Origin of the sequence: Paenarthrobacter sp. CCNWLY172 (assembly GCF_037402035.1) — a bacterium.
In the GTDB taxonomy this organism is placed as follows: domain Bacteria; phylum Actinomycetota; class Actinomycetes; order Actinomycetales; family Micrococcaceae; genus Arthrobacter.
On record NZ_JBBEGB010000003.1, the window covers coordinates 243,297 to 262,776 of the forward strand.

Sequence of the window (19,480 nt, forward strand, 5' to 3'; positions counted from 1 at the left end):
GTGCTAGAAGAGCCGGGACTCGCTGTCATCCACGCCCCGCATGGCGTCATAATCCAGGGTCACGCAGGCGATCCCGCGATCGTTGGCCAGGACCTTTGCCTGGGGCTTGATCTGTTGCGCGGCGAAGATGCCGCGCACTGGTGCCAGGAGGGGATCGCGGTTGAGCAGCTCAAGGTACCGTGTCAGCTGTTCGACGCCGTCAATGTCGCCGCGGCGTTTGAGTTCAACGGCCACTGTAGCGCCGTTGGCATCCCGGGCCAGGATGTCTACCGGACCGATTGCGGTGAAGTATTCGCGTCGGATCAGGGAGAAGCCGGTCCCGAGGGTCTCGATCTGCTCCGCAAGGAGCCGCTGAAGATCCGCTTCCACCCCATCCTTGATCAGGCCGGGGTCGGTACCGAGCTCGTGCGAGGTGTCATGCAGTTGCTCGTAGATGTTGATGATCAGGCGGTCATCGGTCTTGGCAGACTGGACAGTCCACTGTTCCACTACGCCTTCCTCCACGTCCGTCTCCTCCGGCGTGGTCACCCGGAGTGTGGCTGGCGGGCTCATCCAGTTCAGCGGCTTGTAGGAGCCGCCGTCCGAGTGCACCAATACCGAGCCGTCGGCCTTGACCAGCAGAAGCCGGGTGGCGAGGGGGAGGTGGGCCTTGAGGCGGCCAACGTAATCAACAGAACAACGGGCTATGACGAGTCGCACCCGCCCCACATTACCGTCTCAGCATCTGCAACAGTGTGGCTGGGGCAGAATGGAAGCATGCCCCGCTCCAACCGCCCTCGTCGCAACGCGTCCAGCACACGCTCCGGCAATGCCGGCGGCAAATGGGCCGAGCCGGTACCTGAGCTTGACCTTGAAAGGGCACGGGGTGGAATTGCCCGGCGGGAAAGTGCTCCGGATGGTGACTGGATGGTCCGGACCATGACAGCCAAAAAAGCGGAGAAGCAGTACATCTGCCCCGGCTGCTCCACGGCCATCGTTCCCGGCATCGCGCATCTGGTGGTGTGGTCCGACAGCCACCTGTTCGGGCAAGCGGCCGGGTTGGCCGAACGCAGGCATTGGCACACCAATTGTTGGACGGGCAGGACGTACCGCTACCGCTGATTCGCTAGGCTGGGAACCATGACTTTCGACCCCGCCTCGTTCGTGTTTACCCCGCAGGCTGCCCCCTCGGAGATCCGCGCTTCCACGGTCCTTCCCGCCCGCCGCGAGAATGTGGAGTTCACCACTGAGGACGGCAAGGTGCTGCTGGGCGAGCTGGCGTTGCCGGAATCAGAGGAGGTCACTGCGACGTTGATTACCCTCCACCCGCTGCCCACGCACGGTGGGTTCATGGATTCCCACGTCTACCGGAAGGCCTCCTACAGGCTCCCGGCGCTGGCCGGTGTGGCTGTGCTCAGGTTCAACACGCGCGGCACCCAGTCGCCGCGCGGTACCAGCGATGGCCACTTCGAAGAAGGTATCGGAGAGCGTTACGACGTAGAAGCGGCAGTTCGCTTTGCTGTCGAGCGGGGATTGCCTAACCGTTGGCTCGTCGGTTGGTCCTTCGGCACCGAACTTGCCTTGATGTATGGCGCTGTGGAGCCGGTGGCCCCGGAGATCGAAGGTGCAGTGCTGCTTTCCCCGCCCTTGCACCGCGCCACCGATGTCCACCTCAAGGAATGGGCCGTCTCCGGCAAGCCGCTCACGGTCCTGGTACCGGAGCACGATGACTACCTGCAGCCTGCCGAAGCAGCACAGCGGTTCGGCTTGGTGCCGCAGGCCCGGATTGTCGGCGTCGATGGCGCCAAGCACCTGTGGGTGGGCGAGAAGTACGCGGCGCGGGTCTTGAACGAAATCGTCGACGACGTCACTCCCGCAGGTGCCGGCGTTGACGGACTGCCCCGCGAGTGGGCGGGGTCGGTAGCGAACGGGTAGTCCGGTAGCGAACGGGTAGTCCGGTAGCGAACGGGTAGTCCGGCCGCTGCAGCGAAGAGTTCTAGTACGGATAATGCCCCCCACCTCGCGGTTGGGGGCATTATCTGTACTAGAACCAGGCAGGGGACGAGGTCAGTGCCGGTCTTGGCGGATGATGAACACTTCCTTGATGAGCAGCATGATGGCGGCCGCCGTGGGAATGGCGATCAGCGCGCCCAGGACGCCGAGCAGGCTGCCACCGGCGATCACCGAGATCACAGCCACGGCTCCCGGAACGGCCACGGCACGTTGCATGATGCGTGGCGAGATGAAGTACGCCTCAAACTGCAGGTAGGCGAAGTAGGCGATCGCGTAGACAACGGCGGTCTGCCACCCGGCGGTGAGGGCTACCAGGATGACCACCACGGCGGCGATCATGCCGCCCACCAGCGGAATGAAGGCGAGCAGGGCCACCACAAAGGCAAGCAGGACGCTGAAGGGGATGCCCAGGATGGTCATCACAATGAAAGCGAAGATCGCATTCAGGAGAGCAACGCAGGCCTGGCCGATCACGTAGTTGCCCACGGAATCGGTGATCGCCTCTGAAAGAGCTTCAACACGGGGTCGGCGGGACCGGGGAGCGAGGCGGTAGGCCCACTTCTTCATGGACGGCAGGGCCGCCAGGAAGTAGAGGCTCAGGACCAGCACGATCAGCGAGCCGAACAGGCCGTTGGCAACCGTGGAGCCGAAGCCGACCACGCCGCCGAAGATGCCGCCCATGGCCTCGGGATCCTTGACGAATTTATCCAGCTCGGTGGTGATCCGGTCACGGACGCCGAACTGGCTGTCGGCGTTGCGGAAGAAGTCCGAGTCGAGGAAGCCCCGGATCCATTCGGGGGCCTGGCGAACGATTTCCGATACCTGTTCAACGATGGTGGGGATCAGGGTTGCGAAGAACCCTGCCACGGCCAGGACGAGGGCTGAAACGGAGATCAGGATGCCGGCGGGCCGGGGGACCCTTCGGGACTCCAGCCAGCGGACTACGGGGTCCAGGCCCAGAGCTATGAAGAGTGCGGCGACGATCCACAGGATGAGCTGGGTGGTGTTGCTGGCGATGTAGAAGACTGCAAGGGCAATGCCGACGCCGGCGGTCCCCATGAAGCCCACATAAAGGGGATGCTGGGATGACATCCGAGGCCCCGGGGCTCCGAAGCCGTGGTCGTCCTCGGGCCGGAGGCTGCCTGCCCCCTCATCTGTTTCGTCTTCGGGGGGCATTTCGAACCGTACGCGGTTGCGGGCTCCGGGAATGGGCTGCTTCAACCTGCGCCCGAGGGCGGCGAGGCGTCCGGTGCGGACCGGAACCGTTGCGGCGGTGCCGTCCGAGGAAGCATCCACCGCACTTGACCCGGGCTCATCGGTGGGACGGGGCTCCAAGTGGTCTTTCACGCGGTTTTGCTGCCTTTTCATTAGTGGTAAAGGGCTGATTCAGGCGCTGAAAGGCCCGTTTATCATGATCATCGCCACACTATCAGGAGCTCGGAATGCCGCGGGGGCGGCGCGATGGCGGGGTTTTCCCGATGTTGGGGAGATCACCCCGATCTGACTCTCTGATAACAAAACGGTTACCCTTGAAGTTCAACGACCGCTGATGATAGGTGATCCTGTGCGTTTGAAGACTGCAGCCTTGCTGGTGCTGCTGGGCCTGCTGACGATGCTGGCCGGCATTGGCCAGCTTACTTTCTGGGCCCCCTCCGAGACCGTAACCGCCTCGGTTCCCAGCGATACCAAAGCTGCCCCGTTGACGGTGATCGACCCCAAGTTGATTGCCCTTCATGAGGGGCCAGTGAAGATCAAGATCCAGGGCGAAGGCAATTTCATGGTCGCCACCGGACGTCCGGACGACGTTGAAGCCTGGGTGGGTGGGACTGCCCACACCACGCTGACCGGCGTGTCAGCAGACCAGAAGTCACTGGAAGCCTCCTCGGTGGACGGCGAAGCAACGGCCCCCTCCCCGGCGGGATCCGATCTGTGGGTCAGCACCGAAGACGCCAGCGGAGAGCTGGACTACACCTGGAACCCTCCTGCTGATGGCGAGTGGTCCCTGCTGGTAGCCGCAGACGGAACCCAGCCTGCGCCGTCGTCGATTTCCATGACCTTCCCGAACAACGCCACCACCCCTTGGGCCGTGCCGCTGATCGTACTGGGCATCATCATCATCCTGGTGGGAGCGGCTTTGCCCTTCATCGCCAAAGCCCTGTCCAACCGCCGCAAGGACGGCCAGGACGACGAGCCGCATGATGGCGGGGAGACCACCACGCTGCCCGTCCAGTCGACGTCAGGTGACGCCGGCCGTCGTCGTGGTCCGGAGACCGAGGGCCCTGCGCTCCGGGTGACCGCCATTGCTGCCGCTTTGGCCGCGGTCATGGTAGGCGGCACGGCTGTCGCCGCCCAGGCAACCACCACGCCTGAGGCGACCCCCACCTCTTCTGCCGCAGCTCCTGCCGAAGGTGAAGGCGGCACCCCCGTGCTGCTGGAATCCCAGTTGCAGCGGATCCTGGAACAGGTTGCCAGCACGGTTGATGCTGCTGACGCTGCCAAGGATGCGGCCAAGCTGGCTCCCCGCGTTGACAAGATGGAACTGCAGATCCGTACGCAGAACTACAAGGTCCGCACCGCTGTGTCGGCTTACGAAGCCCGTATGCCCGTCCGGGCCACCAAGCTCCAGAGCAGCGTCATCAGCACCAAGCGCGAGTGGCCGCGTACAGTCTTTGCCCTGACCCAGGGCGAGGGCAACGTTGTGCCGCAGGTCCTGACGCTGGTTCAGCTCTCGCCGCGCGAAAACTACAAGCTCTGGGGCAGTGCCCCGCTCCAGCCGGGCACCAACTTCCCGTCGTTCCCGGTTCCCCGTGAAGGAACCGAACCTGTGCCTGCCGCCGACAAGACCGGCTTGGCGTACAGCGGCAACGAGGCCTTGGGCATTCTGGCTGAAATGCTGACCACGCCTGATTCCCCGAACCGGAGCAAGCTGGCCGACGGCCAGGCGTCCCCGTACATCGCCGGTGCCCTTGCCTACCAGGCAGACACCGTGAAGAACGGGACCAGCGCCAACTTCAAGTTCACCCACACACCCGTGCCCAACCAGACCGTAGTGCTGCGCACTGCCGACGGCGGTGCGCTGGTGGTGGGTCGCCTGGACTTCGCCTTCGAGGGCACGCCCAAGGCGGCAGGAGACAAACTCCTGCTTGAAGACGATTCCGCCGTCTTTGCCGGGGGTAAGGAGACTACTACCGGCATGGTGCTGAACTTCGCCGAGTCCGTGGCGGTGTACATTCCGCCGGCAGGATCTGCCGACCCCATGAAGCTCGTAGCTGCCACCCGTGGCTTGGTAGGGGCAAGCTTCAAATAGGCAATTCCGCTGCAGGGCAGCGGCTAGAGTGGATGGTATGAGTTCGCCCGGATACCGACCCACTCCAGCCGCTGCCAGCCAGCTCAACCTTCGCGGCGCCGTTGACCTCTCGTCACTGCGCCGCCCGGCCGCACCTCCCGCGCCGCCAGCCTCCGCTTCCGCGGACGGTGCTGCGCGCGACGGCGGTACCCCCAACGGTGATGAAACCAATGGTGGCGCCGGCAGGGCACCCCTTCGCGTGGATGCCACCGAAACAAACTTCCAGGATCTGGTGCAGCTGTCTGCGCAGGTTCCTGTTCTCTTCCTTCTCTGGTCGCGCTATGCACCGGAATCACCCGCAGTCCTTGACTCCGCTGAGCGCGTGGTGGCGAGTTACGCCGGGCGGCTGGTTCTTGCCGCGGCCGACGTCGACGCCTTCCCGCAGCTGGCCCAGGCTTTCCAGGTGCAGGCTGTCCCCACGGCGGTGGCCGTGGTGAAAGGCCAGCCGGTTCCTCTTTTCCAAGGTCCTGCCGATGACGCGCAGATCAAGGACCTGGTGGACGAACTCCTCAAGGTAGCTGCCGCCAACGGGGTCACCGGTAGCATCGGGGACGCCGGAGCCCAGGGTGAAGACACCGGGCCTGAGCCCCTCCCGCCCCTGCACCAGGCCGCCATCGACGCGATCGAGGCCGGTGACTACGCCGGAGCAGCTGCGTCCTACAAGCAAGCCCTCCTTGAACAGCCGGCCGACGCTGACGCTAAAGCCGGACTTGCCCAGGTTGAACTCATGGCCCGGTTGGAGAACCTTTCCGCTCCGGAGGCAGAGAGCCTCCGTGACCTTGCCGCCCGGGAACCGGACAACCTTGACGCCCAGTTGGGCGTTGCAGACCTTGACGTTTCCGGGGGACACATCGAGGACGCCTTCAGCCGCATCATTACGTTCATCGGCAGGAATTTCGGTCCTGAACGCGAGACCGCGCGCGTACGGCTCCTCGAGCTTTTCGAGGTCGTCGGAACATCGGACGAGAGGGTAGCCAAGGCCCGTCAGGGACTCGCGAGGGTTCTTTTCTAGTGCCTTCCGCGCTGTTTTCCCCGCTGCAGCTGCGTTCACTGACCATCCCGCACCGGGGATGGGTCTCGCCCATGTGCCAGTACAGCTGTCATCCCGGGACCGGAGAAGGCGTCCCCAACGACTGGCATTTGATGCACCTCGGTTCTTTCGCCGCAGGTGGAGCCGCCTTGATCATGAGTGAGGCCGCGGCGGTGAACGCTGTGGGCAGGATCAGCCCGTTGGACGCCGGACTTTACTCCGATGAGCAGGCTGCGGGCTGGGAACGCATTGTCGATTTTGTCCACCGGCATGGCGCAGTGGAGTGCCGGATCGGCGCGCAGCTGGCCCATGCAGGGCGCAAGGCTTCGACGTACTGGCCGTTCGCTCATCAGTCAGGTTCCGTGCCGTCGTCCGACGGCGGGTGGGGCACCGTTGGACCTGCCACCCAGCCGTTTGACGGCTATGCCGCGCCGGCTGCCATGAGCGAAGAGGACATCCTTGCCGTGGTGGACGACTTTGCCGCCGCGGCCTCACGGGCCGTTGCTGCCGGTTTCGACACCGTGGAGATCCACGGCGCCCACGGATATCTGTTGCACCAGTTCCAAAGCCCCCTCATCAACACCCGGACGGACAGATGGGGTGGAAGCGAGGAGGGGCGGAACAAGCTCATGCTCACTGTGGTGGACGCGGTCCGCGACGTCATCCCGGACTCCATGCCGCTCCTGTTGAGGATCTCCGCTACCGATTGGGCTGACGGGGGAGTGGACGTTGAGGCATCAGTCCGCCTGGCGCGCGCTGCTGCCGGTCGCGGCGTCGACCTCGTGGATGTCTCTTCCGGCGGCGCTGTAGCGCACCAGAAAATCAGGGCCGTGCCTGGCTACCAGGCCGGGTTCGCCGAACAGATAAGGCGCGACGCCGGTGTCCCCACTGGTGCGGTGGGGCTCCTCACCAGTGCTGCACAGGCCGAGGACATCGTTGCCAACGGCAGGGCGGATGCCGTGTTCATGGCACGGGCGGCCCTGCGCGATCCCCATTGGTGGCTGAGGGCTGCGTACGAACTCGGCCATGACATCCCCTGGGTTCCGCAATACCAGCGGGCCGTCCCCCGCCACGGCTTCTAGAACCGGATCCGGCTCCGCTGCGACGAGGTTAGGCTGGTCACATGACGGAACCACGCCATGAACCCACGCCCACGTCCGCTCCACCTCAGGATGCCCCGACTCCACAATTCCCCGCACCGCCACAGGTCCCTGGACAGACCCCCGCAACCCAGGCCTCCGGGGCGCCGACTGCTTCAGCGCCCCGGGCTGCCTTGTCCATCCGTGGCCTGGCCAAACGCTTCGGTGACAAGATCGCCGTGGATGGGGTCAGCCTGGAAGTACCTGCCGGATCCTTTTACGGGATGGTCGGTCCCAACGGTGCAGGCAAGACCACCACGTTGTCCATGGCCACCGGTCTGCTGAGGCCGGATTTTGGCACAGCCTTGATCCATGGGGTCGACGTATGGGCCCGGCCGTTGGAGGCCAAGAAGCTCATGGGTGTCCTGCCTGATGGTGTGCGCCTTTTTGACAGGCTGACGGGCGAGCAACTGGTGACGTATTCCGGTCTCCTTCGCGGCATGGACCGCGACGTTGTTGGTGCACGGGTTCCCGAGTTGCTGGCGGCCCTTGACCTTGAAGCCGACGCCGGTTCGCTGGTGGTGGATTACTCCGCCGGCATGACCAAGAAGATCGCCTTGGCCTCCGCTCTCATCCATGCACCGCGTCTCCTTGTCCTTGACGAGCCGTTTGAGTCGGTGGACCCTGTGTCGGCTGCCAACATCCGCGGCATCCTGGAGGGATACGTCGCCTCCGGAGGTACGGTCATTGTTTCCAGCCATGTGATGGACCTCGTGCAGCGCATGTGCAGCCACGTTGCAGTGGTGGCTGGTGGACGAGTTCTGGCAGCGGGCTCCGTGGACGAGGTCCGCGATGGCTCGACGTTGGAGGAACGCTTCGTCCAGTTGGTGGGCGGCGGACACCGGACGGAGGGCCTGGAATGGTTGCGCACCTTCTAAGCCTCAAGTGGCGCCTGCTCCTTAATGGGTTCAAGCGCAGCCCGTGGCAGCTGGTGGGCATGGCCCTGGGGCTCCTGTATGCGTTGGGATTGCTGGTCCTCCTGGTTGGAGGCCTCATAGCACTGCGGTTGGCTGATCCGGAGATCGCCCACACCGTAGTGGTATTGGGTGGAGCGGCGACAATCCTCGGGTGGGCCATCATCCCGCTTGTTGCTTCGGCCGCGGACATGACCCTGGACCCCGCGCGGTTCACCACCTTCGCCATACCTTCCAAACAACTGTTGACGGGCCTTGCCCTTGCGGGCTTCATCGGCATTCCCGGCCTGGCTACCTTGATTGCTGCACTGGGAACCGTCGGAACCTGGTGGCGCAGTGTTCCGGCGGTCACCGGCGCCCTGCTGGGGGCCGTCCTCGGTGCGCTGACGTGCATCGTGCTGTCCAAAGTGGTCACGACGGCGACAGCCGGCCTGGCGGCTTCGAGGCGTTTCAAGGACGTCAGCAGCATCATTGTCTTCATCCCCTTAATCCTGTTGGGCCCCATGATGGTGGGCTTGGTGGATGGTGTCCGCGGCAGCGCCGACTACCTTCCGGTGCTCGCCCGAACGGTGTCGTGGACGCCCCTGGGTGCGGCCTGGTCCCTTGGCGGCGACATCGACTCTGGTAATCCCGCTGCGGCTGGACTGAAGTTCCTGATCGCGGCGGCCACCATTGCCGTGCTCCTCCTTTGCTGGCATGTGCTCCTGAAGCGTGCGCTGGTGACGCCGGCATACTCGGGAGGCACTGCAAGGAAGGGCGGAAAGCTGGGCTTGTTCGGCCTGCTCCCGGGGACGCCGGCGGGCGCGGTTGCTGCCAGGGCGCTGATCTACTGGTTGAAGGATCCGAGGTATGCGGCTTCCCTGGTGATTGTTCCCATGTTTCCTGTGTTGTTCTACTTCGGCGGCGCACAGAGCGGCAGCTATGGCTTGCTCATGATTCTGGGTCCGCTGACCGCTTTCGTTATGGCATGGTCCATCTGCGCTGATGTCTCTTACGACAACACTGCTTTTGCCCTCCACCTCGCGTCCGGCGTCAGGGGAGTCGACGACAGGCTGGGGCGGGCTTTGGCCTGTCTGGCCATATCGCTTCCGATAGTTCTGCTCTTCACCGTGGGGCCGCTCTTCGTGACGGGGGATTGGCAGTGGCTGCCCAACCTCCTGGGATTGTCCCTCGGGACTCTCTTCACCGGACTGGGGCTTTCTTCAGTCATTTCGGCCCGCTACAACATTGCCGTTCCCTTGCCGGGCGACAGCCCGTTCAAGAAGCCGCCGGGAAACGTTGCCCAGACTTTGGCCGTCCAAGCGGTGGGGATGGGCCTTCTGGCCCTCCTGCTGGTTCCGGAACTTGCGCTGGTGGCAGTCCAGGCTTTCACCGGCGGGCCGGAGGCTGGCTGGATCAATTTGGTGGCAGGTCCTGTTCTGGGTGTCATCCTTTTCATCGTGGGCATCCGCCTCGGTGGAAAATGGTTGGACGCGCGGGGTCCGGAAATGTTCGCGCAGCTCAGTGTGAACCGTTAGCCGCGTAACAACCATGCCCATAGATGGGACATGGGATAACGTCTCTGTCAGATAGCTCAAAGTCCCTTACCAAGAAAGGCCGTGACGATGGAAGTTGTCATTCTCCCTGGCACCAAGCAGATCGGTGCGCTTGCAGCCGATGCCATTGAAGCATTGGTCCGTCGTAAGCCGAATGCTGTGCTGGGCCTGGCTACTGGGTCCTCACCGCTGCCTGTCTATGACGAACTCGCGCGCCGCTACGATGCCGGAGGGCTGGACTTCAGCCAGGCTCACGGGTTCGCGTTGGACGAGTATGTTGGCCTCGAGGCCGGACACCCCGAGTCCTATCGCGAGGTGATCCGGCGCGAATTCACCAACCGGGTGAACATCAAGCCGGAGAACGTGCACGGTCCGGACGGTGCCGCCAAAGATCTGGAGGCAGCCTGCCAGGACTACGAGGATGCCATCAAGGCCGTTGGGGGTGTGGACCTCCAGATCCTGGGCGTTGGCACCGACGGTCACATCGGTTTCAACGAGCCGGGATCATCCTTGGCCTCCCGGACCCGGATCAAAACACTGATTGAGCAGACCCGGAAGGACAACGCCCGCTTCTTCGACAGCATCGATGATGTTCCCCACCACGTAGTGACCCAGGGGCTGGGGACCATTATGGATGCCCGGCATGTGGTGCTGGTCGCAACCGGTGCCCAAAAGGCACAGGCGGTGCGTGATTTCGTGGAAGGACCCGTGGCCGCGATTTGTGCCGCGTCCATCCTCCAGATGCACCCCCACGCAACAATCCTGGTGGATGAGGCTGCCGCGTCATCGTTGAAGTTGGCTGATTACTATCGGCACACGTACGACAACAAGCCGGAGTGGCAGGGGATCTAGACGGTAAGATGTTTGGCATGACTACGCTTCCTCCGGATCCATTCGAAAACGACCCCATGCGCGAGCTTTCCGGAGCCGGAACGTCCACTGCCACCATTGAGCGCGAGGAAACGCGCCAGGAAGTGGAACCCGGCGACCGCGAGCGTTTTTCCCACTATGTCCGCAAGGAAAAGATCATGGAGTCGGCGTTGACCGGCGAGCCGGTCATTGCCTTGTGCGGCAAGGTTTGGACGCCCGGACGGGACCCCCAGAAGTTCCCGGTCTGCCCGGAGTGCAAGGAAATCTATGAAGGTCTCCGCCCCGGCAACGACGGTGGAAAAAACGGCGGCCCGGGCAACTCCAAGTAGTGGGTGGGAAGCGAACACAGGTCCCTTCTGATCGTTACCGTGTCCTCCAGCCCGGCGTTCCCGCCGGGCTGGAGGTAATGGTCTTTGCCATCAGGCCGGGGGAGCCAGCATGACAGAAACACTTTTCGGCGGTCCATCCCTTCCTCCGGCGTACCCGGAACGGGCCGCCTGGGGAACTGCGCCCAAGCTCCGTGCCTGGCAGCAGGAGGCCCTTGACCTCTACATGACCCGGAACCCCAAGGACTTCCTCGCCGTGGCGACGCCCGGTGCCGGTAAGACCACCTTCGCGTTGCGCATTGCCACCACACTGCTGGACAGCGGCGTGGTCAACCGGATCACAATCGTTGCCCCGACGGACCATCTGAAGCGGCAGTGGGCTGATGCCGCCGCCAAGGTGGGCATTGCGATCGATCCCAACTTCAAGAACTCCGACGGCCAGCACGGTCGCGGTTTCGTTGGCGTGGCCGTCACGTACGCGCAAGTGGCGAGCAAGCCCATGCTGCATCGGGCCAAGACTGAAGCGGCGCGCACGTTGGTGATCCTGGACGAAATCCACCACGGCGGTGAAGCGCTCTCTTGGGGCGACGGCCTCCGTGAGGCATTTGATCCGGCCGCAAGGCGCCTGTCACTGACAGGTACTCCGTTCCGCTCGGATACCTCACCCATTCCGTTTGTTGAATACGCTGAGGACAGGGACGGCATCCGGCGTTCCAAGGCCGATTACACCTACGGCTACGGCAATGCCCTGCGGGATCACGTGGTCCGCCCCGTGCTCTTCATGGCCTACTCGGGCCAGATGCGGTGGCGCACCAGTGCCGGCGACGAAATGGCGGCCTCGCTGGGTGAAGCGGCGGTCACCAAGGACATCACGTCGCAGGCATGGCGCACGGCGTTGAACCCTACCGGTGAATGGATCCCCGCCGTCCTGGCTGCTGCTGACAAACGCCTCAGCGAAGTCAGGCGGACGGTGCCGGACGCCGGCGGCCTGGTCATCGCGACGGACCACGACGACGCACGCGCCTACGCGGGCCAACTCAAGAAAATCACGGGTCAGTCGCCCACGGTGATTCTCTCGGATGACTCCAAAGCCTCCAGCAAGATCGAGGAATTCTCCGCAGGAGAACAGCGCTGGATGGTGGCCGTCCGCATGGTGTCCGAAGGCGTTGACGTCCCGCGCCTGTCGGTCGGCGTCTACGCCACCTCCACCTCCACGCCGTTGTTCTTCGCGCAGGCCGTGGGACGTTTTGTGCGTGCCCGCAAGAGGGGCGAGACGGCGTCGGTTTTCCTTCCGTCCGTGCCGCCGCTGATGATCCTCGCCAACACCATGGAGGCAGAGCGTGATCACGCTTTGGACCGCCCGGAGAAGGACGAGGACGGTCTCTTCAATCCCGAAGAGAACCTCATGGCCGAGGCCAACCGTGAGGACAAAGCATCAGACGAGCTCACCAAGGGCAAGTTCGAAGCACTGGACTCCCAGGCGTCGTTTGACCGCGTCCTCTTCGATGGCGGCGAGTTCGGCACTGGAGCGGATATCGGTTCCGATGATGAATTGGACTTCCTGGGTATTCCCGGGCTCCTCGACGCCGAGCAAGTGGGAACACTTCTGCGTCAACGCCAGCACGATCAGCAGTCGCGTAAGAAACGCCAGTCACCTCTGGCGGCTGCGGCTGCACCCGCTGTGCCTGACCACCGGATGCTCATGGATCTCCGGAACGAGCTGGCCAAGAACGTCGCTGCGTGGGCTGCCCGTACCGGGACCCCGCACGGAGTAGTGCACACCAAACTTCGTGAGGTGTGTGGTGGCCCGGCGGTGGCGCAGGCCAATGAGGAGCAGCTGCAGGCCCGCCTGCGCAAGCTCCAGGATTGGTTCATCGGCAGGAAATAGGCGGACCATCATCTGCAGAAAAGCCAGGGGGCGCCGCGGTTGCGGCGCCCCCTGGCTTTCTGCTGTCAGGCTGTGAGGTCAGTTTCAGTCGCGTTCGACGTCGACGCCGGCTGCTTCCATTTCGTCCAGCGCCTCTGTGAGGTCGTCGGCTATTCCGGCGGTAAGCCCGGCGATGACGGTGGTGTTGTAGCCGGCCTGCACAGCATCGAGCGCTGTTGACTTGACGCAGTAATCGGTGGCGAGGCCCACCACCACCACGTCTTCGACGTCGTGGCTTTGCAGCCAGTCATCGAGGCCGATGGCATCCTCGTCGAGGACTTCGGCAACGGCTGCCCCGGCTTTCAGGTCCCCGGTAGGAACGTCGTCTTCGGGGGCGAGGACACCTTCAAAGCCGGAGTAGGCCGCCGTGTATTGCCCTTTGCGGAAATAGGCCTGGATGTACTCGGGGTCCAGGTCTTCGTGAAGCTCCGCACCTTTGGTCCGGGCACGGCAGTGCGGAGGCCAGGACTCCACCATGTCGGGGTCATCGGAGAAGTGGTCTCCCGGTTCAATATGCCAATCCTGGGTGGCCACGATGTGGTCGAAGTGCTGCTGGTTGGCGTCCACGTATTCGGTGATGGCTCCGGCGACGGCGGCACCGCCTTCGACGGCCAGCGTGCCGCCCTCGCAGAAGTCGTTCTGGACATCGACGATGATCAGGGCGCGGGACATCAGTTCTCCTCGTAGACGGTGGGGATGGCGGCCTCGCCGCGCTGGAGGCGGTTTACGACGGCGGGCAGTTCGGCCATGGTGGCCGCGTGCTGTTCCTTGGCACGAATGACGCCCTCCGGGCCGGTCCAGCCCGGCAATACCTCGCCGTTCTTGACAAATTGGTGAAGCAGCACGCGGTCGTTGCCGTCGTCTTCGGGGCGGTGTCCGATGCCCACGACCTCCTGGGTGGCGCGGCCTCGCTCATTGAGCTTGCGGAGGGCGTATTTACGTCCGCCCACGCTGGTTTTGTTCTTGGCGGCCTTGGCCACGGAGATGAAATCACCGGAATCGTTGGTGCGGCTCACCAGCTTGTAGACCATGCTGGCCGTGGGGGCGCCGGAGCCTGTCACCAACGAGGTGCCGACGCCGTAGGAGTCCACTGGGGCGGACTGCAGTGCGGCTATGGCGAACTCGTCGAGGTCCGAAGTCACCACGATCCTGGTGTTGACGTTGCCGAGGTCATCGAGCAACTGCCGTACCCACTGGGCCTGTGCAATCAGGTCACCCGAGTCCAGGCGCACGGCGCCGAGTTTGTCGCCGGCGAGTTCCACCGCAGTGCGGACCGCTGCCTCGACGTCGTAGGTGTCCACCAACAATGAGGTCCCGGGGCCGAAAGCCGCAATCTGCGCTTCGAAGGCCTCCCGCTCGGTGTCGTGCAGGAGGGTGAAGGAGTGCGCCGCGGTGCCCACGGTCTTGATGCCGTAGCGTCGTCCGGCCTCCAGGTTGGAGGTGCTGGCGAAGCCGGCTATCACAGCGGCGCGGGCGGCCGCCGTCGCCGATTCCTCCTGGGTCCGCCGGGAGCCCATCTCGATGCACGGGCGGGTGCCCGCAGCCGAGGTCATGCGTGAAGCGGCGGATGCAATGGCGCTGTCGTGGTTGAGGACGGACAGGATGTAGGTCTCCAGGATGCAGGCTTCTGCGAAGGTGGATTCCACGATCAGGATGGGGGAGTTGGGGAAGTAGGCGTCACCTTCGGCGTAACCCCAGATGTCGCCGCTGAACTTGTAGTCGGCCAGATAGTCCAGGGTTTCCTGGTTGACCACCTTGTTTTGCTCAAGGAATGCGAGCTCGGCGTCGCCGAAGCGGAAGTCGGCGATCCCCTCCAGCAGGCGGCCGGTGCCGCCCACCACGCCATAGCGCCGTCCGTCCGGCAGCCGCCGGGCGAAGGCTTCGAAGACTGAACGGCGATGCGCGGCGCCTGAATGCAAAGCGGCCTGAAGCATCGTCAGTTCGTAGTGGTCTGTGTACAAGGAAGTTGCGGGATGATCCCAGGACGTGGCTCTACTCACGAATTCACTCTAGTGCGAGCCGCCATAGAATGGACAGATGAGCCCTAGCGTTGCGTATGGCACGGACATTGATGAGCGGACCAAAGCTGCAGAGCAGTCCGCCACCGATGTCCTGACAGCCCCTGATATCCCGTGGAACCTTGTGATCTGGAATGATCCCGTGAATCTGATGAGCTACGTGAGCTTTGTTTTCCAGAGTTACTTCGGCTATTCCGAGTCCAAAGCCCACAAGCTCATGATGGAGGTCCACAAGAAAGGCCGGTCCATCGTGGCCCACGGCAGCAAGGAACAAGTGGAGCAGCACGCGGTGGCCATGCACGGTTTTGGTCTGTGGGCCACGGTGGAGAAGGCTGCGAGCGGCAACGAAACACCCGGAAAGGGCGGCCGACAGCGTGGCTAAGGCATTCAAGTACGGGCTCAAGGGCATCACCGGATTCCTCGAGCCCGCCGAGCGGGACCTCCTGCGCGGATTGCTGGACGACGTCATTTCCATGCTGGAGCAGGACGTACGCCAGAACGAAGACCCGTTGGCGGCACTTATCGGGCTGGACATGGACGTCAAACAGCCCAGCGACCGCGCCCTGCTGCGGCTTCTGCCCAACGTCATGAAGGACGACGACGGCGGCTCGCTGGAGTTCCGGCAACTCACCGAACGCTCTGTGCGGGAGAACAAGATCGGCGCCCTCAGGGCCGCGGCCATGGGGCTGGACAGAGACGAGCTGGTCCTGACCCCGGAAGACGCCACCCGATGGTCCATGGCGTTGAACGATGTCCGCCTGGTCCTGGCCGAACGCTTGGACATTCGGGACGAAGCGGACGCGGAACACATCCACAGCATGCAGGACTGGAGCCAGGCCGAGGACGTAGAGAGCTACTTGGCCTTGGTCTACAACTTCACTACGTGGCTGCAGGAGTCCCTGGTGCAGGCCATGATGGCCGCAAGGCAGGCGAAATCCTGATCCGGACGGCCGGGCCTTGCTCCCGCCTTGTGACACATCAGACACGAGGCGGAGGCCACAGGTAATGGCCGCACACCAAGGGAAGCCTTATTCTCGAATAATTATGACTTCAGCATCGGGTTCACCAAACGGCGCCCTGGGCAGTGACGCCCCCATCACTACGGGGGAACTTGTCGGGACGCGCCCGATCGGCATTTTCGACTCCGGAGTGGGCGGGTTGACCGTCGCGCGGTCCATCATCGATCAGCTCCCCAATGAATCGATCCTTTACGTCGGTGACACGGCCAACGGACCCTATGGTCCACTTCCCATCGCCGAGGTGCGTGCCAACGCCCTGGGCGTCATGGATGAATTGGTGGACTCGGGGGTGAAGTTGCTGACCATCGCGTGCAATTCAGCATCGGCGGCGGTGCTGCGGGACGCGCGGGAACGCTACACGGCCCGCTATGGCATTCCGGTCATCGAGGTGATCCAGCCTGCAGTACGGCGGGCTGTCTCGGCTACGCGTTCAGGCCGGATCGGTGTCATCGGAACCTCGGCCACCGTGGGATCGCGTGCCTACGAGGACACTTTTGCTGCAGCCCCGGACCTCACCATCACGTCAGTGGCATGCCCGGCGTTCGTGAACTTTGTGGAGGCCGGGATCACCACCGGCCCTGACCTGCTCGCCGCCGCCAACGAATACTTGGAACCGCTCAAGGACGCCGGCGTGGACACCGTGGTTCTGGGATGTACCCACTACCCGCTGCTGACCGGTGTCATCTCCTATGTGATGGGTGAGGACGTCACCTTGGTCTCCAGCGCCGAGGAGACCGCCAAGGACGTTTATCGCGCCTTGGCTACCCATGGCATCCAGCGCACGGAGTCCACCACGCCGAGCCACGAGTTCATTGCCACCGGGGATGCCGCCCAATTCGAGACACTGGCCCGGCGTTTCCTCGGGCCGGAAGTGCTCTCCGTGAAGCATGTGGACCATGTAGCGGCGCAGTACCCCACAGGCAGCCTGGCCCGCATCACGCCCGAGATGCTGGAAGCCGCGCGGTCAGGGACAGGGTTGTCCCGTCGCTCGTATTTCGTACAACCGGACCGCGCCCTTAACGGCACTGCAGGCACACCCCTGGGGCGTGGACTGTGAAGCTGACCATCGTGGGCTGCACTGGTTCCTTCCCCGGTCCCGGCTCGCCGGCGTCGTGCTATTTGGTGACGGCGCACGACGGCGAACGCGAGTGGAAGATCGTCATGGACCTCGGCAGTGGAGCACTGGGAGCGATCCAGCGGTACACCGACCTTGAGGACATCGACGCGATATTCCTCACCCACCTTCATCCGGACCATTGCATGGACCTTTGCGGACTCCACGTAGCTGTCCGGTGGAAGCCCGGCGGATGGGGACGGGACCGGTTGCCGGTGTGGGGGCCTGCTGCTACGGCGGACCGGATGGCCACGGCATATGGCCTGGACCTGGATCCCGGGATGCATGAGGAATTCGACTTCACGCACTGGGCCGAGCGCCGGCCTGTCACTGTGGGTCCTTTCACGGTGACACCGTATGCCGTCAACCATCCGGTGGAAGAGGCGTACGCGTTGCGCGTGACGGCCACCGAACCTGGCAAGGACGGCGTCTCCGTGACTAAAATCCTGACGTACTCCGGTGACACCGACTCGTGCCAGGGGCTTGAAGATGCTGCCCAAGGCTCGGATCTGTTCCTGTGTGAAGCAGCGTTCGAGGAAGGCCGGGACGATGACATCAAGGACGTCCACCTCACCGGCAAGAGGGCAGGCGAGGCAGCAACCAACGCGGCCGCCAAGAGGCTGCTACTCACCCACATTCCCGTGTGGACGTCCCAAACCAAAGTGCTGTCCGAAGCAAAACCCGTGTTTGCCGGTGACGTGGCCGTCGCCGTCGCTGGAGTCCACTACACGATCTAGCACGTGAGCGGCGTCGGGAGGTGTCCCCGGCTTGGCTAAGCTTGAACCATGACTTCTGAAGCTACAGCCACACCCGTCATCCGCGCCGATGGCCGGACACCTGACCAACTGCGTCCCATCAGCATCACCCGCGGCTGGTCCAAGCAGGCCGAAGGTTCGGCACTGATCGAGTTCGGCAACACCCGGGTCCTGTGCACAGCTTCGCTGACGGAGGGCGTGCCGCGTTGGCTCAAGGGTGAAGGCCGCGGCTGGGTCACCGCAGAGTACGCCATGCTTCCCCGTGCCACGAACACCCGCTCGGACCGTGAGTCCGTAAAGGGCAAGATCGGCGGACGCACCCATGAGATTTCACGCCTGATCGGCCGTTCCCTTCGCTCCATCATTGACACCAAGGCGCTCGGCGAAAACACGATCGTCCTGGACTGTGACGTCCTGCAGGCCGACGGCGGAACCCGCACCGCTGCGATCACCGGCGCCTACGTTGCCCTTGCAGAAGCCATACGTTTCGCCCGCGAGAACAAGCTCATCGCCCGCAACGCCGAGCCGCTGGTGGACACTATTGCAGCTGTGTCCGTGGGGATCATCGACGGCGTTCCCATGCTTGACCTGCCCTATGTGGAGGACGTCCGCGCTGAGACCGACATGAACGTGGTGGTCACCGGATCAGGGAAGTTCGTTGAAGTCCAGGGTACGGCTGAAGGTGCCCCCTTCGATCGCGACGAGCTCAACGCATTGCTTGACCTCGCCTTGCTGGGCACCACGCAACTGTCCGCCATCCAGCGCGAAACCCTGGCTGAGGCCCCGTGAGCGCCACAGGGTCCACGGCGGAGCCCCGGCTTGTCCTGGCAACCCACAACAAGGGCAAGCTGAAGGAACTCCGCGAACTGCTGAGGGGCCAGGTTCCAGGGCTCGACGTCGATACCCAGGTGGTGGACGCTGCTGCGGCTGGTGCCCCGGATGTTGCTGAAACCGGCGTCACGTTTGCCGAGAACTCACTCCTCAAGGCCCGGGCCGTGGCTGAGGCGACAGGTCTGATAGCCATTGCCGATGATTCCGGGTTGGCTGTTGATGTCCTGGGCGGCGCTCCCGGTATCTTCTCGGCCCGATGGTCCGGAACCCACGGGGACGATGCCGCCAACCTGAACCTGCTCCTGGCCCAGCTCTCCGATGTTCCTGATTCGTTCAGGGGAGCGGCCTTCGTCTGTGCTGCCGCTTTGGCTGTGCCGGGTCCCGGTGGCATCGCCCGCGAGACCGTGGAGTATGGCCAGCTGGAGGGCACGCTCCTTCGTGAACCCCGCGGCGAAGGCGGCTTCGGCTACGACCCCGTACTGCAGCCGGCCGGGATGGACCGCAGCTGTGCCGAGCTGAGCTCTGGGGAGAAGAACGCCATCAGCCACCGCGGACAGGCATTCCGTGCTTTGCTTCCCGCAATTGTGGAGGCGTTGTCCGAGTCCGGCTCGAACTAGTGTTTTCCTGACGCAAAAGGCACCCCGCGATGCGGGGTGCCTTTTGC

Annotated in this window: 20 protein-coding genes; 16 read left to right on the top strand and 4 right to left on the bottom strand. The window is 63.8% G+C overall.

What is annotated here, in order from left to right:
• Positions 1-3: 3 nt before the first annotated feature.
• Positions 4-699, bottom strand: a complete 696-nt coding sequence (gene nucS, locus WBN73_RS05945) for an endonuclease NucS (RefSeq protein ID WP_337339707.1) — start codon at positions 697-699, stop codon at positions 4-6.
• A gap of 57 nt (positions 700-756) precedes the next feature.
• On the opposite strand from nucS, the gene WBN73_RS05950 reads away from it, so the two are divergent.
• Positions 757-1,101, top strand: a complete 345-nt coding sequence (locus WBN73_RS05950; RefSeq protein WP_207593897.1) for an ATP/GTP-binding protein — start codon at positions 757-759, stop codon at positions 1,099-1,101.
• An 18-nt stretch (positions 1,102-1,119) separates the two neighbouring features.
• Positions 1,120-1,914: an alpha/beta hydrolase gene (locus tag WBN73_RS05955; RefSeq protein ID WP_337339706.1), complete on the top strand. Its 795-nt coding sequence runs from the start codon at positions 1,120-1,122 to the stop codon at positions 1,912-1,914.
• A 132-nt stretch (positions 1,915-2,046) separates the two neighbouring features.
• On the opposite strand, the gene WBN73_RS05960 is transcribed toward WBN73_RS05955, so the two are convergent.
• Complete coding sequence (locus WBN73_RS05960; RefSeq protein WP_337339705.1) at positions 2,047-3,339, bottom strand: AI-2E family transporter; 1,293 nt, start codon at positions 3,337-3,339, stop codon at positions 2,047-2,049.
• 202 nt (positions 3,340-3,541) lie between these two features.
• On the opposite strand from WBN73_RS05960, the gene WBN73_RS05965 reads away from it, so the two are divergent.
• The 8 genes from WBN73_RS05965 to WBN73_RS06000 all read left to right on the top strand — a co-directional run bounded on the left by WBN73_RS05965 (position 3,542) and on the right by WBN73_RS06000 (position 13,040).
• Entirely contained in the window at positions 3,542-5,299 is a 1,758-nt protein-coding gene (locus tag WBN73_RS05965; protein WP_207593894.1) for a hypothetical protein, read from the top strand.
• A gap of 37 nt (positions 5,300-5,336) precedes the next feature.
• Positions 5,337-6,350, top strand: a complete 1,014-nt coding sequence (locus WBN73_RS05970) for a tetratricopeptide repeat protein (protein WP_337339704.1) — start codon at positions 5,337-5,339, stop codon at positions 6,348-6,350.
• Positions 6,350-7,450, top strand: a complete 1,101-nt coding sequence (locus tag WBN73_RS05975; protein WP_337339703.1) for an NADH:flavin oxidoreductase/NADH oxidase — start codon at positions 6,350-6,352, stop codon at positions 7,448-7,450. The genes WBN73_RS05970 and WBN73_RS05975 overlap by 1 nt, the downstream gene beginning before the upstream one ends.
• A gap of 41 nt (positions 7,451-7,491) precedes the next feature.
• Positions 7,492-8,385 carry an ABC transporter ATP-binding protein gene (locus tag WBN73_RS05980; RefSeq protein ID WP_207593891.1) on the top strand — a complete coding sequence of 298 codons (894 nt, stop codon included), beginning with the start codon at positions 7,492-7,494 and terminating at the stop codon, positions 8,383-8,385.
• Complete coding sequence (locus WBN73_RS05985) at positions 8,367-9,938, top strand: transporter (RefSeq protein WP_280623074.1); 1,572 nt, start codon at positions 8,367-8,369, stop codon at positions 9,936-9,938. The genes WBN73_RS05980 and WBN73_RS05985 overlap by 19 nt, the downstream gene beginning before the upstream one ends.
• Positions 9,939-10,025: 87 nt before the next feature.
• On the top strand, positions 10,026-10,808 hold the full coding sequence (nagB, locus tag WBN73_RS05990; protein WP_089595520.1) for a glucosamine-6-phosphate deaminase: 783 nt from the start codon (positions 10,026-10,028) through the stop codon (positions 10,806-10,808).
• 8 nt (positions 10,809-10,816) lie between these two features.
• The gene (locus WBN73_RS05995; protein WP_089595519.1) at positions 10,817-11,155 is read left to right on the top strand and encodes a DUF3039 domain-containing protein; all 339 of its coding nucleotides are present in this window, start codon (positions 10,817-10,819) and stop codon (positions 11,153-11,155) included.
• A 109-nt stretch (positions 11,156-11,264) separates the two neighbouring features.
• The gene (locus WBN73_RS06000; RefSeq protein WP_089595518.1) at positions 11,265-13,040 is read left to right on the top strand and encodes a DEAD/DEAH box helicase; all 1,776 of its coding nucleotides are present in this window, start codon (positions 11,265-11,267) and stop codon (positions 13,038-13,040) included.
• A gap of 84 nt (positions 13,041-13,124) precedes the next feature.
• Here WBN73_RS06000 and WBN73_RS06005 read toward each other — a convergent pair whose 3' ends face one another.
• Positions 13,125-13,751 carry an isochorismatase family protein gene (locus WBN73_RS06005; protein ID WP_207593889.1) on the bottom strand — a complete coding sequence of 209 codons (627 nt, stop codon included), beginning with the start codon at positions 13,749-13,751 and terminating at the stop codon, positions 13,125-13,127.
• Positions 13,751-15,079, bottom strand: a complete 1,329-nt coding sequence (locus WBN73_RS06010; protein WP_207593888.1) for a nicotinate phosphoribosyltransferase — start codon at positions 15,077-15,079, stop codon at positions 13,751-13,753. The genes WBN73_RS06005 and WBN73_RS06010 overlap by 1 nt, the downstream gene beginning before the upstream one ends.
• 37 nt (positions 15,080-15,116) lie before the next feature.
• Between WBN73_RS06010 and clpS the strand changes: the two genes are divergently transcribed.
• The 6 genes from clpS to rdgB all read left to right on the top strand — a co-directional run bounded on the left by clpS (position 15,117) and on the right by rdgB (position 19,433).
• Complete coding sequence (gene clpS, locus WBN73_RS06015) at positions 15,117-15,479, top strand: ATP-dependent Clp protease adapter ClpS (protein WP_026540162.1); 363 nt, start codon at positions 15,117-15,119, stop codon at positions 15,477-15,479.
• Complete coding sequence (locus WBN73_RS06020; protein ID WP_207593886.1) at positions 15,472-16,038, top strand: DUF2017 domain-containing protein; 567 nt, start codon at positions 15,472-15,474, stop codon at positions 16,036-16,038. Before clpS ends, WBN73_RS06020 begins: the two co-directional genes overlap by 8 nt.
• A 103-nt stretch (positions 16,039-16,141) precedes the next feature.
• Positions 16,142-17,173, top strand: coding sequence for a glutamate racemase (gene murI / locus WBN73_RS06025; protein ID WP_443193248.1), 1,032 nt, complete (start codon positions 16,142-16,144; stop codon positions 17,171-17,173).
• A complete protein-coding gene (locus tag WBN73_RS06030; protein ID WP_207593884.1) occupies positions 17,170-17,967 on the top strand; it encodes an MBL fold metallo-hydrolase in 798 nt (265 codons plus the stop codon). Before murI ends, WBN73_RS06030 begins: the two co-directional genes overlap by 4 nt.
• Positions 17,968-18,015: 48 nt before the next feature.
• Positions 18,016-18,774, top strand: a complete 759-nt coding sequence (gene rph / locus WBN73_RS06035) for a ribonuclease PH (protein WP_011775233.1) — start codon at positions 18,016-18,018, stop codon at positions 18,772-18,774.
• Positions 18,771-19,433 carry an RdgB/HAM1 family non-canonical purine NTP pyrophosphatase gene (gene rdgB / locus WBN73_RS06040; RefSeq protein ID WP_337339701.1) on the top strand — a complete coding sequence of 221 codons (663 nt, stop codon included), beginning with the start codon at positions 18,771-18,773 and terminating at the stop codon, positions 19,431-19,433. Before rph ends, rdgB begins: the two co-directional genes overlap by 4 nt.
• Positions 19,434-19,480 lie beyond the last annotated feature (47 nt).

Excerpts from the sequence above, each read along its gene's own strand:
- WBN73_RS05985 (WP_280623074.1), top strand. The coding sequence starts at position 8,367 with ATGGTTGCGCACCTTCTAAGCCTCAAGTGGCGCCTGCTCCTTAATGGG.
- murI (WP_443193248.1), top strand. The coding sequence starts at position 16,142 with ATGACTTCAGCATCGGGTTCACCAAACGGCGCCCTGGGCAGTGACGCC.
- nagB (WP_089595520.1), top strand. The coding sequence starts at position 10,026 with ATGGAAGTTGTCATTCTCCCTGGCACCAAGCAGATCGGTGCGCTTGCA.
- WBN73_RS06005 (WP_207593889.1), bottom strand. The coding sequence starts at position 13,751 with ATGTCCCGCGCCCTGATCATCGTCGATGTCCAGAACGACTTCTGCGAG.
- rph (WP_011775233.1), top strand. The coding sequence starts at position 18,016 with ATGACTTCTGAAGCTACAGCCACACCCGTCATCCGCGCCGATGGCCGG.
- WBN73_RS05965 (WP_207593894.1), top strand. The coding sequence starts at position 3,542 with ATGATAGGTGATCCTGTGCGTTTGAAGACTGCAGCCTTGCTGGTGCTG.
- WBN73_RS05955 (WP_337339706.1), top strand. The coding sequence starts at position 1,120 with ATGACTTTCGACCCCGCCTCGTTCGTGTTTACCCCGCAGGCTGCCCCC.
- WBN73_RS06000 (WP_089595518.1), top strand. The coding sequence starts at position 11,265 with ATGACAGAAACACTTTTCGGCGGTCCATCCCTTCCTCCGGCGTACCCG.
- WBN73_RS05980 (WP_207593891.1), top strand. The coding sequence starts at position 7,492 with ATGACGGAACCACGCCATGAACCCACGCCCACGTCCGCTCCACCTCAG.
- clpS (WP_026540162.1), top strand. The coding sequence starts at position 15,117 with ATGAGCCCTAGCGTTGCGTATGGCACGGACATTGATGAGCGGACCAAA.
- WBN73_RS05995 (WP_089595519.1), top strand. The coding sequence starts at position 10,817 with ATGTTTGGCATGACTACGCTTCCTCCGGATCCATTCGAAAACGACCCC.
- WBN73_RS05970 (WP_337339704.1), top strand. The coding sequence starts at position 5,337 with ATGAGTTCGCCCGGATACCGACCCACTCCAGCCGCTGCCAGCCAGCTC.
- WBN73_RS05950 (WP_207593897.1), top strand. The coding sequence starts at position 757 with ATGCCCCGCTCCAACCGCCCTCGTCGCAACGCGTCCAGCACACGCTCC.